Source organism: Dyella sp. KRB-257 (genome assembly GCF_049445995.1).
Classification (GTDB): domain Bacteria; phylum Pseudomonadota; class Gammaproteobacteria; order Xanthomonadales; family Rhodanobacteraceae; genus Dyella_A.
On sequence record NZ_JBMSDZ010000007.1, the window covers coordinates 1 to 16,253 of the forward strand.

The 16,253-nt window shown below is 70.3% G+C and carries 12 protein-coding genes; 5 read left to right on the plus strand and 7 right to left on the minus strand.

Annotation, left to right across the window (positions count from 1 at the left end; translation table 11 throughout):
• Positions 1-344 precede the first annotated feature (344 nt).
• The 6 genes from ACO2Q2_RS07210 to dinG form a co-directional block, all read right to left on the minus strand.
• A complete protein-coding gene (locus ACO2Q2_RS07210) occupies positions 345-905 on the minus strand; it encodes a lipocalin family protein (protein WP_423255087.1) in 561 nt (186 codons plus the stop codon).
• Between the two features lie 78 nt (positions 906-983).
• The gene (locus ACO2Q2_RS07215; RefSeq protein ID WP_423255088.1) at positions 984-1,577 is read right to left on the minus strand and encodes a DUF938 domain-containing protein; all 594 of its coding nucleotides are present in this window, start codon (positions 1,575-1,577) and stop codon (positions 984-986) included.
• Between the two features lie 4 nt (positions 1,578-1,581).
• On the minus strand, positions 1,582-1,782 hold the full coding sequence (locus ACO2Q2_RS07220) for a hypothetical protein (protein ID WP_404635581.1): 201 nt from the start codon (positions 1,780-1,782) through the stop codon (positions 1,582-1,584).
• Positions 1,783-1,827: 45 nt separating this feature from the next.
• Positions 1,828-2,406 carry an NnrU family protein gene (locus ACO2Q2_RS07225; RefSeq protein ID WP_423255089.1) on the minus strand — a complete coding sequence of 193 codons (579 nt, stop codon included), beginning with the start codon at positions 2,404-2,406 and terminating at the stop codon, positions 1,828-1,830.
• Between the two features lie 138 nt (positions 2,407-2,544).
• Entirely contained in the window at positions 2,545-3,279 is a 735-nt protein-coding gene (locus ACO2Q2_RS07230) for a HutD family protein (RefSeq protein WP_423255090.1), read from the minus strand.
• Positions 3,276-5,381, minus strand: a complete 2,106-nt coding sequence (gene dinG, locus ACO2Q2_RS07235; protein WP_423255091.1) for an ATP-dependent DNA helicase DinG — start codon at positions 5,379-5,381, stop codon at positions 3,276-3,278. Before dinG ends, ACO2Q2_RS07230 begins: the two co-directional genes overlap by 4 nt.
• Before the next feature lie 146 nt (positions 5,382-5,527).
• Here dinG and ACO2Q2_RS07240 point away from each other — a divergent pair, with 146 nt between their 5' ends.
• Positions 5,528-8,461: a bifunctional diguanylate cyclase/phosphodiesterase gene (locus ACO2Q2_RS07240; protein ID WP_423255092.1), complete on the plus strand. Its 2,934-nt coding sequence runs from the start codon at positions 5,528-5,530 to the stop codon at positions 8,459-8,461.
• A gap of 6 nt (positions 8,462-8,467) precedes the next feature.
• Here the strand turns inward: ACO2Q2_RS07240 and ACO2Q2_RS07245 are convergent, their stop codons facing one another.
• A complete protein-coding gene (locus ACO2Q2_RS07245) occupies positions 8,468-9,121 on the minus strand; it encodes a DsbA family oxidoreductase (protein WP_423255093.1) in 654 nt (217 codons plus the stop codon).
• Positions 9,122-9,440: 319 nt separating this feature from the next.
• Here ACO2Q2_RS07245 and ACO2Q2_RS07250 point away from each other — a divergent pair, with 319 nt between their 5' ends.
• From ACO2Q2_RS07250 to ACO2Q2_RS07265, 4 genes are read left to right on the plus strand one after another with little or no spacing between them, the layout of a single operon-like run.
• Positions 9,441-10,904, plus strand: a complete 1,464-nt coding sequence (locus tag ACO2Q2_RS07250; RefSeq protein ID WP_423255094.1) for a DUF3375 domain-containing protein — start codon at positions 9,441-9,443, stop codon at positions 10,902-10,904.
• 4 nt (positions 10,905-10,908) lie between these two features.
• Positions 10,909-11,577 (plus strand): DUF4194 domain-containing protein, encoded by a 669-nt coding sequence (locus ACO2Q2_RS07255; protein WP_423255277.1) that lies wholly within the window; start codon positions 10,909-10,911, stop codon positions 11,575-11,577.
• Entirely contained in the window at positions 11,577-14,951 is a 3,375-nt protein-coding gene (locus tag ACO2Q2_RS07260) for an ATP-binding protein (RefSeq protein ID WP_423255095.1), read from the plus strand. The genes ACO2Q2_RS07255 and ACO2Q2_RS07260 overlap by 1 nt, the downstream gene beginning before the upstream one ends.
• Entirely contained in the window at positions 14,938-16,110 is a 1,173-nt protein-coding gene (locus ACO2Q2_RS07265) for a Wadjet anti-phage system protein JetD domain-containing protein (RefSeq protein ID WP_423255096.1), read from the plus strand. Before ACO2Q2_RS07260 ends, ACO2Q2_RS07265 begins: the two co-directional genes overlap by 14 nt.
• Positions 16,111-16,253: the final 143 nt, after the last annotated feature.

Genomic DNA, 16,253 nt, shown 5'->3' on the forward strand with positions numbered 1-16,253 from the left:
ACCGTCCGCTCGTGAGACCTACGGCAGATTCTACAGGTTTGTTTTATTTTGTCGACACCCTCTCAGAGGCTGAGAAAAATTCGACCGCCGTAGCGAGAGCGCCGCCAAGCGTTCGTGACAAGGTGCGCTGGGCGCCCATCCGGGGAGTTTGGTGAGCCAAATGACCCGGATGGGCGCCCAGCGCGCCGCCGGCACGGGCGTTTGGCGGCGGTCGCAGTAGGCGGGCGATTTTTTCTCAGCCTCTCAGCTCGTGCGGAGGGTGGAAGCCATGGGCGGGGGTCGGTGCGGGGGTCGAGCCGGCGGTGGTGAGCGGCCGGCGCCGCGCTGCCAAGTCCGCCCGCGCGTCACACCATCCGGAAGCTGCGCAGCTGGCCGCTGACGATCAGCGGGGCGAGGTCGTAGCCCAGGCCGCGCGCGGTGGATTTGAGCGCTTCCAGCATCTGGCGTTCCATCTGCGGCTCGCGGGCGAACATCCACAGTTCGCGCAGTCGCGGCTCGCCCAGCATCAGCCACTGGTATTGCCGGTCGATCGCCAGCACCCACAGGTCCTTCCAGGTCGAGGGCAGCCACTGCGCCCAGGCGGGCGCCGCGGTGCGCTGGAACTGCCCGGGTTCTTCCACCGGATAGCGCCGGCGCGCGTGGAAATCCTGCCGCCGCTCGCTGCCGTCGGGTTCGCTGCAGCTGCGGCGCAGGCGGTACTGGTCTGCGTCCAGCGGCTCGATGTCCAGCCGGATGTCGCGGTCGGTGAGGCGCTGCAAGGGCGAGGGCAGGCGTGCGATCTCGTGCCAGCGGCCGGCGAAGCGCGTGATGTCGAGCTGGGGAACCGCCTTCATCAACGTGGGCGTGGGCACGGACAGGGCGACACTGGCACTGAGCGTGGCGGGCAGTGGAACAGACCAGTTCATGGCGCATTTCCTCGGGACGGGCGGACAGCCGGCAGGCCCGGCATGTCTTGCGAAAGCCGTGCCAATGCAGTGGCCTTGTCAGGCACCGCGCTGGTACAGCATGCACAGGTTGTTGCAGGGCATCGGCACGACACGCTGCAACTTGAACCCGCCCGCCGCGGCCAGATCGGTCACGGCCTGGTGGTTGCGCAGACCCATGCGGGGGTCGCGCGCCTGCAGCGCGGCATCGAACGCCGCATTGCCCTCGCTGGTGGGGCGACCGTGTTCATGGAAGGGGCCGTAGATCGCCAGGCGAGCATCGGCGCCGCATGCCGCCGGCAGTGCGGCAAACAGTCGCCGCACCTCGGGCCAGCCCATGATGTGCAGCGTATTGGCGGTGAACACCGCGTCGAACGGACCCTCCGGCCAGCGGCCGTTGACGTCCAGCGTCACGGGTGGGGGTGTATTGGGCAGTCGGGCGTGATCGAGCCAGGCGCGGATGCCGGGCAGGTTGCCGGCCCGGTCGGAGGTCTGCCAGACCAGCTGCGGCATCGCCGCGGCGAAATGCACGGCGTGCTCGCCGGTGCCGCTGCCGATCTCCAGCACGTGCCGGCGATCGGCAAACCACGGTCGCAGCACCGCCAGGATCGGCTCGCGATTGCGCGCGCAGGCCGGCGAGCTCGGCCGCTCCATCGGATCAGACCGCCGGACGGCCCCGTAGCACGCGCGCCGGCAGCATCAGCAGCGCACCGAGGAAGGCGAACACCGCGCCCACCGTGATGCCGACCAGCCGGAACGGCAGCGCGAGCAGCCACACGATGGGGTACAGCACCAGCGCCAGCAGGGCGATCGGCCAGCAGAACACCAGCAGCAACAGCCAGAGCAGAAAACCGACCATGGCGCACCTCGCGGGCAGCGGTATCGGAGCCGGCAGGATACGCCCTCAGCCGAACGGACTCACCCCGACGAGCAGCACATGCAGCCAGAAAGCGAACGCGGCCCAGGCCGCCACGCCGATCGCCACCGTCAGTACCGTGCGCGATGCCGGCCCCTTCGGGTAGCTGACGCCGGCCGCCCGATCGCGCCGCCGCGACACCATGAAATCGGCCACCGCCCAGATCAGGAAGGCGCCGAACAGCAGCACGTCGTGCAGCATGCCGGCGGCCAGCAGGTGGCCGAACGCCCACAGCTTCACCGCCGCCAGCATCGGATGGCCGAGCCGCGCCTTGATCGCGTTGCCCGGCACGTAGGCCGCCGCCAGCAGCACGAAGGCAATCAGGGTGAACAGCGCGTTGAGGTGGCGCAACGTCATCGGCGGCGCCCACACCAGCACCGGATGCTGGCGCGCCAGGCCGAAGCCCCACACCAGCACCACGAAACCGGCGATCGACACCAGCGCGTAGAGGCCTTTCCAGCCGTTCACGCCGAGCCGGGCGATCTGCTGCGTGCGCCAGCCATCGGCGAACAGGCGGATCGAGTGCACGCCGAGGAACAGCGCCAGACCGAGGATCAGCATCGCCATGGACATCGCTCCGCAGAGGGTGCGGCAAGTATAGGCGCCGACGGGGCCACCATGCGGCGTCTGCAGCCCGTCCGGGATCGCCCGCTCCTCGTCCCCGCGCGTTCAGGGTCCGGTGCAGGCCCGGCCCTGCCGGCGACATCAATCCGCAGCGTGCACCCGCACGATCAGCGCCAGCGCTTGCGCCGCCAGCGCCACGTCGCCGGCAGGCGGTGCACCGGGCAGCCAGCTGTCGCCCGCGGCGAGCGTGCCGGCGGGCGTCACGATCGGCCCCTGCACGGCGTAAAGCAGCACCACGTCGGCAGGACAGACGTGTCTGCCGGAACCCCGCCATACCTCGACGCCGCCGCTGGCGCGGCCGCGCCGCAGCATCAGGTTGAAGTCGCGCGTGGCGCCATCGGCTAGCAGCCTGTCGGGCTTTGCTGGTCGAGGCGAGAAGTCGGCTGTGCGAGGACGGATTTTAGACGTTTCGTCGGCCCATGGTGGTTCCATGGGGCGGCGAAGCGGCGGAAACAGGGGCCGCACCGCCGGACTCGCAGCCCGGCCGAGCAAAGTCCGACAGGCTGCCAGCGCCACGGCCACCTCGGCCTCGCCGGGAAACGCGAACGGCGCGCACGGCGTGGTGAGGTCGTGGACCTGCGTGCCATCCAGCGTCATGCGGAAGCCGACGCCGTCGATCAGCACGATGGTCCGGTCCACGCCGGGAAAGCGCGAGAACGGCGCGGCACCGACCACGTCGGCCAGGCTCACGCGCCACAGGAAATCCTCCGGTCCCGCGCCCGGTGGCATCACGGCGATCTCGCGGGTGATGCCAAGCCCGTTGCGCCACGGCACCGGCACCAGCGCGTCGGCGCGCAGGAGGCGGCCGGCGCTCACGCGGCGCGCTCGATCGCGCGTGCGAACGGCGGCAGCGCCTGCAGCATGCGCTCGCCGTAGCGCTTGACCACCACGCGGCGGTCCAGCAGCACGATGCGGCCGCGGTCGGTCTCGTTGCGGATCAGCCGGCCGCAGTACTGGATCAGCAAGCGCGTGGCCTCGGGAATGGTCACCTCGATGAACGGATTGCGCCCGCGCGACTCCAGCCATTCGGCGTAGGTGGCGCCGACCGGATCGGTGGGCACGGCGAACGGCAGCTGGGTGATCACCACCGTCTCGCAGAACTTGCCCGGCAGGTCCAGGCCTTCGCCGAACGAGGCCAGTCCGAACAAGGTGCTGCCCTTGCCGGTCTCGATGTCGGCGCAGTGCTCGGCGACCAGCTGCGACTTGCCCAGCGAGCCCTGCGCACGGACCTTGCGCACCAGCGCGATCGGCAGTTTCTGCAGCACGCGGTCGAGCTTGATGCGCGAGGTGAACAGCACCAGGTTGCCGGCGTCCCAGTCGAGGTGTTCGGCCAGCCATTCGGCCACTTCCTCCGCGTGCGCATCGCGCGCGTCGGGCAGGGTGCGCATGGCCGGCACCTCCAGCCGCGCCTGCGCCGCGAGATCGAACGGCGAGGGCAGGCTCAGCGTCACCGCCTCGTCGGGCAGGCCCACCGCATCGGCGAAATGGCGGAAGTTGCCGCCGGCGCTGAGCGTGGCCGAAGTCATCACCACGCCGCTGGCGTTGCCCCACAGCACGCTGCGCAGCATGTCCGCGGCGGACACCGCCGAGGCGTGGCAGACCAACTGCTGGTCGCCGGCCAGGGTGACCCAGCGCGCCAGCGGCGGCGCGTGCTCGTGGTCGCTGGCCGACCACGCACGCCAGCAACGCGACTGCTTCTCCAGCCGCTCCAGCGCCATGCCCAGCTCGCGCGACAGCGCCTCCTGGGTCGGGCCGCCCTCGCTCATCTCCAGCACGGCGCGGCGCACCGCGGTGAGCCAGCGCTGCACTTCGGCCGTATGGACGGCCAGAATGCGGGCGTGTTCCACCCAGCCTTCCGGCAGCCGGCCCATCGAGCCGCGATACATCGGTTCGCTCTCGCCGGGGTCGGGTACCCAGCTCAGGCGGATCTCGCGCTCCAGCTCCTCCAGCGCGTCGCTCAGCTCCTGCAGTTTCGCGTCGCCCTGGTCGAGGCCGAGCTTGCCCAGCGACTCCTTGTCGGTGAGCGAATAGGCCGCGTGCACCTGTCGACCGAGCCGGCTCAGTTGGCGCACCGCCGTGCCCATGAACACCTCGGCGGTGCCGCGGTCGATCGCCTTGGCGGCGACGTGGTGGCCTTCGTCGAACACGTACAGCGTCTCGTCCGGCTTGGGCAGGATCACGCCGCCCCAGCTGTCCTCCTCGCTGCCGGGCATGGTGAGGTCGGCCAGCACCAGATCCTGGTTGGCCACGATGATCTCGGCGTCGGCCACCGCGCGGCGCGCGGCGAAGAACGGGCAGCCCATGAACTGCGCGCAGCGGCGGCCGGTGCAGCCGCCGGCGCTGGTGGTGATCATGCCGCGCAGCAGGTCGCCGACCGGCTCGGGGGCCGCATCCATGTCGCCGTCCCAGCGGCCGGTGTCCAGCGCGGTGAGCAGCTTGCCCAGCACGGCCTTGTCGCGCGCGTCCGGCGGGCGCGTCCACAGCGCCAGGTCGGTGTCTAAGCCCAGCCCCAGCTGCGCGTCGGCGGCCAGGCTGTTGCCGGCCATCAAGAGGTTGCGCGGGCACACGTAGCGGCCGCGGCCCTTGGCCAGCGCCACCTTGGCCTCGATGCCGTTGAGCGACAGGTACAGCGGGATGTCCCGCTGCACCAACTGCTCCTGCAGCGCCACTGTGGCGGTGGCGATCAGCAGCTTCTTCTTCTGCGCCCGCGCCACCGCGTGGCCGGCGATCAGGTAGGCCATCGACTTGCCGGTGCCGGTGGGTGCCTCGATCACCGCCACGCCGCCGGGTTCGGCCAGCGCCTTGGCTACCTCGGCAATCATCCGCCCCTGGGAAGCACGCGCGCGGAAGCCCGGCAGCCCGTTCTTGAGGCGGCTGTAGGCGGCGCGGATGGCGTCTTTGGTGGCGTCGGTGAGCAAGCGGGTAAAGCCCGGGCGGGAACGGTCGATAAGAGTCGATGAAGCGCGATCCGCGGTGGGCGCGAGGCTCGCGGCAAGCGTCCAGTTTATCGGATCGGGTTGGGTCGACCGCCCACGGGATCGCCATGAAGGATCATCATCACCCCATGAAGATCCCCTCCGACCCAGTGCCCGGTCGCGCGACCGTCAGCCCGGTGGCCTGGCTGGAACGGCTGCTGGAAGCGTCCGGCCCTGCGGCGGTGGCGGCGGTGATCGTGGACAGGGTGCGCGCGGACCCGACGTGCCGGGCGGCCACCGTGCTGTGGTGGCTGCCCGGCCAGCCCCAGCCCGAATGCCATCCCGCCACCCGGCCGGGCGCGGCGGAGATGGCGCTGGTGCGGCGTGCGCTGGACAGCGAGGGGCTGCAGCTCGATCCGGCGCTGTCGCTGCTGACCTGCCGGCTGTGCCGGCCCGGTGCGGCGGCGCTGCTGGTGCAACTGGACGCGGACGCCGCCGGGGTGCCGCCCGAACGGCAGTTGCCGCTGGCTTGGCTGCAACTGGCCGGGCGCCAGCTGCAGCGCGCGCTGGAACTGACCGACCTGCAGCGCTCGCACGACCGGCTCGAGCGCTCCGAAACCCTGCAGCGCGCGCTGCTGAGCATCTCCGACCTGTCCGGCTCCGAGCTGGAGATGCCCGACATGCTGCTGGGCATCCACGGCATCGTCGGCACGCTGATGTACGCGGAGAACTTCTTCATCGTGCGCTACGACGCCGAACGCGGCACGATGCGCTTTCTCTACTACGCCGACAGCGAGGACGAGGCGGGCCAGCCCGATGCGGACATGCCGATGGCGCGCCTGCACGGCAGCCTCACCTGGCACCTGCTCACCGGCAGCCGGCCGCTGATGGGTGCCATCGAGGAGATCGACCGCCAGCTCGGCGGCACGCTGCGCCCGATCGGGCCGCAGTGCCGGCACTGGCTCGGCGTGCCGATGCTGCGCGGAGGCGTGGCACGCGGTGCGCTGGTGGTGCAGACCTACGAGGAGGGCATCCGCTACAGCGCCGCCGATCGCGCGCTGCTGCAGTTCGTCGGCAGCCACATCCTCACCGCGCTGGAGCGCAAGCAGGGCAAGGACGATCTCGAGCGTCGCGTGCGCGAACGCACGCTGGAGCTGGCCGAGCTCAACCGCGGCCTGCAGCAGCAGGTGGTCGAGCGCCAGCGCGCCGAGCGACTGCAGGCGGCGCTGTTCCAGATCGCCCAGCTGGCCACCGCCGACATCGACCAGCAGACCTTCTGCCAACAGGTACACGCCATCGTCGGCAGCCTGATCAACGCGAAGAACTTCTTCATCGCGCTGGTCGACGAAGCTTCCCGCACGCTGAGCTTTCCCTACGCGGTCGACGTGACCGGCGAGTCCTACCTCGCCCGGCCGCTCAGCCGCGGGCTGAGCGAGTACGTGCTCCGGCACGGTGCGCTGGTGGTCGATCGCGCCGGCATGGACCGCATGATCGAGTGCGGCGAGATCGACGCCCATTCCACCGGTACGCCGTCGATCTGCTGGCTCGGCGTACCGCTGTGGGATGGCGACCATGCGATCGGCCTGGTCGCGGTGCAGAGCTACACCGAGCAGATCACCTACGGCGAAGCCGAGCAGGAGCTGCTGGGTTTCGTCGCCTCGCAGATCGCCACCAGCCTGCAGCGCCGCCGCGCCGCCGATGCCCTGCAGCATGCCTATGCCCAGCTGGAGCTGCGCGTGCACGAGCGCACCCACGCCCTGCGCCAGGAGATCGGCGAACGCGAGCGCGTCCAGCAGCAGCTGCGCCACCAGGTGATGCACGATCCACTCACCGGCCTGCCCAACCGCGACCACCTGCGCGAGCGCATCGAGCGCAGCCTGGCGCTGGTACGCGACACCCGCGGCGCGCGCTGCGCCCTGCTGTACATCGACGTGGACCGCTTCAAGGTGATCAACGACAGCCTCGGCCACCTCGCCGGCGATGCCGTGCTGAAAGAGGTGGCGCAACGCCTGCAGGGCTGCGTGCGCGAGCCGGACGTGGTGGCGCGGCTGTCCGGCGACGAGTTCGCGATCCTGCTCGACCGCGTCGACGGGCCGGCCACCGCCGCGGCGGTGGCCGATCGCGTGCTGCAGGCGCTGGGCCGGCCGCTGCCGGTGGCCGGCCGCGAACTGCAGCCCAGCGCCAGCCTGGGCATCGCGCTGGGCGACCATCGCTACGGCCAGGCCGACGAACTGCTGCGCGATGCCGACATCGCGCTGTACCGGGCCAAGGAACTCGGCCGCAAGCGCTATGCGCTGTTCGACGACACGCTGGCGAAGAACCTGGTCGACGAATTGAGCATGGAGGGCGAGTTGCGGCTGGCGCTGCAGCGCGACGAGTTCCAGCCCTACCTGCAGCCGATCTGCCGGCTGCAGACCGGCGAGCGGGTGGGCTACGAGGCGCTGCTGCGCTGGCACCATCCCGAGCGCGGCGTGCTGCCGCCGGGCGCGTTCCTCAAGGTGGCCGAGGACTGCGGGCAGATCGAGCCGATCGACTGGCAATTGTTCGAGCGCGCCTGCGTGGCGCTGACCCGGCTGCCGGGGCACGGCAGCTTCCTCACCTTCAATGTGTCGGCGCTGCATCTGCGCCATGCCGATTTCGACCAGCGCCTGCTGGCGATGATCGGGCGCAGCGGCCTGGCGCCCACGCGGGTGATTGTGGAGGTCACCGAGGGCTCGCTGCTGGACGATCCCGAGCGCGTGCGCGGCACGCTCGAACGCCTGCGCCAGGCCGGCGTGGGCGCGGCGCTGGACGATTTCGGCACCGGCTATTCCTCGCTCAACTACCTGCACTCGCTGCCGCTGCGCATGCTGAAGATCGACCAGACCTTCGTGCAGGCGCTGGATGCCGGCAGCACCAACAGTTCCACCGTGGTCGAGGCGATCCTCGCGCTGGCGCACGCGCTGGAGATCCAGGTGATCGCCGAGGGCATCGAGACGCCGCGCCAGCGCGCGCTGCTGCAGGACATGGCCTGCGAGCTGGGGCAGGGCTTCCTGCTCGGCCGCCCGCACCCGCTGGCGCACTGGCTGGGCGAGCCGGCCTGAGCGTGCTCAGTTGCCGCCGGCGATCTGCCGCAGCGCCTGCTCGAACACTTCAGGCGGCTGGCCGCCGGAGATCAGGTGCTGGCGGTTGATGATGATCGCCGGTACCGAATGGATGCCGGCGCGCTGGAAGAACTGCTCCTGCGCACGTACCTCGGTGGCGTAGCGGTCGCTGGCAAGCACCGACCGCGCCTCGTCGCCGTCCAGCTCCACTGAGGCAGCCACCTGCGCCAGCACTTCGTGGTCGCTGACGTCCTCGCCGTCGGTGAAATACGCCGTGAGCAGCGCGCGCTTGAGCGCGTGCTGGCGACCGCTGTCCTCGGCCCAGTGCAGCAGGCGATGGGCATCGAAGGTGTTGTAGATGCGCCGCGTGTCCTGGTTGGCGAAGGTGAAGCCCACCGCCGCGCCGCGCTGGCGGATGTTTTCCTGGTTCTGCGCCAGCTGCTCGCGCGTCATGCCGTACTTCCTGGCGATGTGCCCGCCCACGTCCTCGCCTTCGGCCGCCATCTGCGGGTTCAGCTCGAACGGCTGGAAGTGGATCTCGGCGCGCACCTCGTCCTTCAGCGCATCGAGCGCGCGCTCCAGCGAGGCCAGCCCCACCGCGCACCAGGGGCAGGAGACGTCGGAGACAAAATCGATGCGCAGGGTCTGTGGATGGGTCATGGGAATCCGGAGTGTGACGGCCGGCGAAAAGATTGGGGTGGGCCGGACCGGTTCAAGGGCGATAGTCGTGCGGACATGCCCTGGTTCTTCTCGGTGTCGCAACCAGCGAGACTTCGACGCTTACACTAGGGATGCTCTGATCAACCAGGTGCAGGTAGTTGATCAGAGCATCCCTAGACGACCACGCAGAATTGATTCTTCCGGCCCAGCCCAGGGCGACGAGCAACGGATATTCGCCCATGTATCTGCCGCGCTTCCAAATACAACGCGATATTGCGCATGCCGCTGCACGGGCCCGCGCAAGAAGCGTGCGACACGCATGAAGACCCGCGCCCGGATCGCCACATGGCAGCGCTTGCGGCAGCAGCCGACGTGGAAGCTGCTGGCCGCCGACAACGCGCCGTCGATTGCCGCATTGCTGCAGTACTTGCTGCTCGACGCCGAGCGTCAGCTGCCGGCATCGCTGTTGCATGAGCGGCTTGAGCGCGAGCTGGAGGATCTGCGCGGACACGGGCATGTGTTGCCGCGCGCCGCCCAGGCCTATGTCGCCGAATGGCTGGCGGCCGGCTGGCTGGAGCGGCGCTTCCCGGACGGCGCCAGCGAGGAGCAGTACGAGCTGTCCACCCAGGCGATCGGTGCGCTGCGCTTCCTCGGCAGCCTGGACGCCAGCCGCAGCGTGGCGACCGAAAGCCGGCTCGCGCTGGTCATCCAGCAGCTGGTGCAGCTGGCCCGGCAGACCGACGGCGACCCGCACAGCCGGCTGGCCGAGCTGCAGGCCGAGCGTGCGCGCATCGACGCGCAGATCGCCGCGGTCAGCGAAGGCCGGGTGGAGGTGCTGGACGATACCCGTGCACTGGAACGGGCACGCGAGATCATCGCGCTGGCCGACGAGCTGGCCGAGGATTTCCGCCACGTGCGCGACGATTTTCAGCAGCTGGACCGCGACTTCCGCGAGCGCATCATCGACGACGAGCGCCAGCGCGGCGAGCTGCTGGAGGCGCTGTTCGCCGGCGTCGACGTGATCGCCGAAAGCGAATCGGGGCGCAGCTTCGACGCGTTCTGGCGGCTGCTCACCGACGCCGAGCAGAGCGGCCAGCTGGAAGCGGCGGTGGATGCGGTGACCGGCCGCGGCTTCGCACGCAAGCTGGACCGGCGCGAGCGCAGCTTCCTGCTGCACCTCACCCGTACCCTGCTCGATCGCGGCGGCCACGTGCACGATGTGTTGCAGCATTTCGCGCGCAGCCTGAAAAGCTTCGTGCAGAGCCGCGCCTACCTGGAACAGCGCCGCCTGCATCAGCTGCTGAAACAGACCCAGGCCGAGGCGCTGAAACTGCGCGACCGGGTGCGCAGCAACGAAGGCATCGACTACACGCTCACCCTGAGCAGCGCGCGGTTGCACTCGCTGTCGCGCTGGCGGCTCAACGATCCGCGCACCAGCCAGGTCGACGGTGCCATCGTGCGCGCCGAGGGTGCGGCGATCACGCTGGACAGCGTGGGCGAACTGGTGGCGCAGTCGGAGATCGATTTCCGCACCCTGAAACAGCGCGTGCACACGCTGCTGGCCGATCATGCGCAGTGCTCGGTGGGCACCGTGCTGCAGCACTATCCCGCCGAACAGGGTCTGGGCAGCGTGGTCGGCTATGTGGCGCTGGGCAGCCGTCACGGCCTGCGGGTGCCCGACCGTTTCGAGCCGGTGAGCTGGCGCGGCGAGGACGGCCACGAACGCCGCGCCCGCATTCCCCTGCTGTACTTCCTCAAGGAAAAACGCGATGAACTGGTCTGAGGACATGGCCGGGCCGGACCCGGCCAACCCGCCATCGGAAAGCGTCGGCGATGCCGGCCTGTTCCCCGGCGACAGCGGCAGCCTGCCGTTCGAGGCGCGCCGCGTGCTGTGCCAGTTGCTGGCCGGCCCCAGCGTCGATGCCGAGCGCCACGCCCTGCTGTGGCCGGTGCTGCTGCGCGAGGAAACCGCCATCCGGGCACGCCTGTGCGAACTGTTCCTGGAACTGGTGCTGGACCGCGACCTGCGCGTGGCCTTCGTGCGCCAGGCCGATACCGGCGAGCTGGAAACGCCGACCCTGCTGCGTTCCAGCCCGCTCACCTTCATCGACTCGGTGCTGCTGCTGACCCTGCGCCAGCGCCTGGCCGAGGCCGAGGCGCAGGGCCAGCGCGCGGTGGTGGAGGTGGACGAGCTGCACGCGCAGCTGGCCGTCTACGAACCGCCGCAGGGCACCGACCGCGCCGGCTTCACCAAAAAGCTCAACGCCGCCATCGAGAAGATGAAAAAGAACAACGTGCTGCAACCGATCCGCGGCAGCGAGGGCCGCCACGAGGTGTCGCCCACGCTGAAACTGCTGTTCTCCGCCGAGGACGTGCAGGCGCTGGGCGCGGTCTATCGCGAGCACCTGGCCGGCCCCCGCAGCGTCGACGATCCCACGCCGGAGGAGGACGACTGATGGCCAAGGCCGACACCCACGCGTCGCTGTTCCTCGGCGACCTGCCCACGCCGCGCGAGGAACAGTTCCGCATGCGCCGCCTGCAGGTATTCAACTGGGGCACCTTCTCCGGCCTGCATGACGTGCCGATCGCCGAGCGCGGCTTCCTGTTCGTCGGCCGTTCCGGCTCGGGCAAGTCGACCCTGCTCGATGCGATGTCGGCGCTGCTGGTGCCGCCCGCGCTGGTCGATTTCAATGCCGCCGCGCGCGAGGCCGAGCGCAGTGGCCGCGATCGCTCGCTGGTGTCCTACGTGCGCGGCGCCTGGGCCGACCAGCATGACGAGGACTCCGGCGAGGTCGCCACCCAGTACCTGCGCCGCGGCCCGGTGTGGTCGGCGCTGGCGCTGGAATACCGCAACGCGCTGGGCCGCTGCGTGACCCTGGTGCGGCTGCTGTGGATTCGCGGCAACAGTTCCACCGCCGCCGACGTGACCAAGCACTTCATCGTCGCCGAGCGGCCGTTCGACCTGGCCGTCGAGCTGGAAGGCTTCGACCTGGACCTGCGCCGGCTCAAGCAGCGCCTGGCCGACGTGCACCACCACGACAGCTTCAACGCCTATGCCGAGCGCTTCCGCCGTCTGCTCGGCATCGGCAACGACACTGCGCTGCGCCTGCTGCACAAGACGCAGTCGGCGAAGAACCTGGGCGACCTCAACCATTTCCTGCGCGATTTCATGCTGGAGCGTCCGGAAACCTTCGCCGTGGCCGACCGCCTGGTGGCCGAATTCGCCGAGCTGGACGAGGCGCACAAGGCGGTGGTCACCGCGCGCGAACAGATCGAGACCCTGCGCCCCGCGCGGGCGGCCCATGAGCGGCTGATGGCCGTGCGGCGCGAGCGCGGCGAACTGGACGAGCTGCTGGCCGGCATGGACGGCTATCGCGAGCGTCAGCGGCTGCGGCTGCTCGACGAACGCCTGGCCGAACTGGACACGCTCGACCGCGGCCTCGAAGGCGAGGAAGGCCGTTGCCAGCAACAGCTGGATCAGCACCAGCGCGACCTTGGCGAGCTGCAGGCGCGCCACCGCGAGCAGGGTGGCGATCGGATCGAGCAACTGGAACGCGAGCACGACAGCGTAGCGCGCGAGCGCGACACCGGCGTGCGCCATCGCGGCGTGGCCGATGCCGCCTGCCGGCAACTGGGCTGGCAGCTCGCCGACACCCCGCAGGGTTTTGCCGAACAGCTCGCGCGCTCGCGCAGCCTGCTCGATGCCGGCCAGGACGCTGCCGCCCATGATGACCAGCGCATGCTGGAACTGGGCATGCACAAGAGGCAGGCCGAAGACGCCTTTGCCAGCGCGCGTGCCGAGATCGCCGCGCTGGAAGCGCATCCGTCGAACATCCCCGCGCATCTGCAGGCGCTGCGCCGCCGCCTGTGCGCCGCGCTGGGTCTGGCCGACAGCGCCCTGCCGTTCGCCGGCGAGCTGATCCAGGTACGGGCGGACGAGCAGGCGTGGAGCGGCGCGATCGAGCGCCTGCTGCACGGCTTCGCGCTGTCGCTGCTGGTGGACGAACGGCATTACGCCAGGGTCGCCGCCTGGGTCGATGCCACCCACCTCGGCGGCAAGCTGGTGTACCACCGCATCGGTGCGGCGGATGCGCTGAACGCGTCCGCGCCGCCGCCGCGTTCGCTGCGGCACAAGCTGGAACTGGCGCCGCACGCACATCAGGAATGGCTGCATGGCGAACTGCTGCGGCGCTACGACTACGCCTGCGTGGACAGCGTGCAGGCGCTGCAACGCAGCGAACGCGCGATCACCGCGCAGGGCCAGATCAAGCACGGTCGCAGCCGGCACGAAAAGGACGACCGCCACGCGGTCGGCGATCGCCGCCACTGGGTGCTCGGCTTCGACAACCGCGACAAGCTGGCGCTGTACCAGGCCGAAGCCGCCGCGCTGGCGCAGCAGATCGCCGAGGCCGACCGCACCATGGCGGCGATCAAGGCCGAACGCGTGGAGCGTGCCAGTCGCACCGCTGCGGCGCAGTCGCTGGCCAACCTGCGCTGGAGCGACATCGACGTCGCGCCCCTGCTGACCCGACTGGATGCGATCGAGGCCACGCTGAAGGAACTGCGCGAAGGCAGCGCCACGCTGCGCGAGCTGGGCGAGCGGATCGAGGCGAAGGGCAGGCAGGTGAGGCAGGCGGAGAACGACCTGCTCGATGCGCGCGCTCGGCGCAAGTCCCATCGTGGCGAGCATGACGCCCGCCGTGCCGAGCGCGACCGCTGTTTCGAAGCGGTCGCGACCATGCCACTGACGCCCTTCCAGCAGCAGGGACTCGACGGACGATGCGACGGGGGCGCCGCCTTGACACTGGGCAACCTGGAAGCGCAGCTGCGTGGCATCGAACGCGGTTTGCAGAATGCAAACAGTGAGCTGCAGGATGAGGCCGGCAGACTGGCCCACGCGATCGTCACCGCTTTCGAATCCTTCCGCCGCCGCTGGGTGCAGGATGCGGGCGACGTACAGGCCAACCTGGAAAGCGCGGCGGATTTCTTCGCCCGGCTGGAGCGGCTTGAGCGCGACGGCCTGCCGGCGCACGAGGCGCGTTTCTTCGACATGCTGCGCACCCAGAGCGGACAGAACCTGGTGGCGCTGCAGACGCATATCGCCCAGGCGCACAAGGCGATCCGCGCGCGCATGGAGGACGTCAACGCCAGCCTGGAGACGGTGCCGTTCAACCGCGGCAGCATCCTGCAGATCAAGCCGGAGGATCGCCGCCTGCCGGAGGTGACCGAGTTCCGCCAGCAGTTGCGCGACGTGCTGGCGCACCAGCGCACCGACGACCGCGAGCGCGCCGAGGCGCAGTTCGAGGGCCTGCGCAAGCTGGTCGCGCGGCTGGCCTCGACCGACCCCGAGCACAAGCGCTGGCGCGAGCAGGTGCTGGACGTGCGCCTGCACGTGGAGTTCATCGGCGAGGAGCGCGACGCGCAGAGCGGCCGCCAGCTGGAGGTGTACCGCAGCGGCGCCGGCAAGTCCGGCGGCCAGCGGCAGAAACTGGCCACCACCTGCCTGGCCGCCGCGCTGCGCTACCAGCTCGGCGACGAGGATGGCGGCGTGCCGCAGTACGCGGCGGTGGTGCTGGACGAGGCGTTCGACAAGGCCGACAACGAATTCACCGCGATGGCCATGCGCATCTTCGAGAACTTCGGTTTTCAGATGATCGTGGCCACGCCGCTGAAGTCGGTGATGACGCTGGAGCCGTTCATCGGCGGGGCCTGCTTCGTCGAGATCGACGGCCGCCACGATTCGCGCGTGCTGATGATCGAATACGACGCCGCCAGTCAGCGCCTGGACCTGCCGCGCGCCGCACGCGAAGGCGACGATGCGCAGCCCTGAGCAGGTCGTCGCGCTGCTGCGGGCCAGTTGGCGGCGTCATGCCGGCGACTGGCTCGGTGGCGGCGGCGACTGGCCGTTGCGGGTATCGCTGGCAGCGCCGGGCGAGCGTCAGGCGGGTGCACACTGGGCGGCGTTCGAGGCATGGCGCTCGGAGTGGCAGGACTGGCGCGGCGGCGAGGTCAGCTGGGTCGAGCGGCGCTGGCCGCTGCTTGGTAGCCAGGCGGTACCGGAAGCCCTGTCGTTGCCCGACGCCGCGGCGCTGGCCGAACTGCTGGGCGAAGCCGCGCGCTGGCAGCGCGCCCGCGCGCGGTTCGACGCGTGGGCGCCACGCTGGCCGGCACTGGCCGCCGCGTTGCGCCGTCAGTACACCTTGCTGGCTGATGCCGACGACACCGAGTTCGCCCGGCTCGGCGACATGCTGGCGTGGCTGCAGGCGCATCCCGCGTCGAACCTGTTCGCGCGCCAGCTGCCGGTGGCCGGACTGGACAGCAAGTGGCTGGAGACCCGTACCGGCCTGCTCGGCGACTGGCTGCGCACGCTGGCCGGCTTGCCGCGCGACACCGATTTCCAGCAGGCCAGCGGCCTGCGTCGCGAGCCGGACCGGTTGCGCATGCGCGTGCTCGATCCCGCCTTGCGCGCACGCGTCGGTGGCCTGGGCGACATCCATGCGCCGATCGACGAACTGGCCGCGCTGGCCTTGTCGGTGCGGCGCGTGTTCATCGTCGAGAACAAGCAGACCGGCCTGGCCTTCGACGACCTGCCCGGGTCCGTGGTGCTGATGGCGCGTGGCTACGCGGTGGAGCGTCTGCACGAACTGCCGTGGTTGCGGGCGGCGCAGGCGGTGCATTACTGGGGCGACCTGGACACCCACGGCCTTGCCATTCTCGGCCGCCTGCGCGGGCACCTGCCGCAGGCGGCCTCGCTGCTGATGGACGAGGCGACCCTGCTCGCCCATCGCGCCTTGTGGGTGACCGAGCCGCAGCCGCACCGCGCCGACGCCATCGACCATCTGGATGCCGTCGAGCAGGCGCTGTACCGCGACCTGCGCGGCGACCGCTGGGGCGTGCGGGTGCGGCTGGAGCAGGAGCGGATCGGCTGGGACGTGGCGTGGGGACGGATTCTCGGTTGCCTCAGCCAACCGGGAATTGATGGGGGCTGATCGATCAAGGTCGTTGAAGGGCGCGCGCCGGAAATGTATGGGAAGCGGCCGCGGCTTTCCTTTCCTGGCGGGATGGCGTCGCTGCCCGCTGCGACCGTGCCGCAGCTGCCGTGCTCCACCGTGCAGCGCTCAGGTTGGCGCGG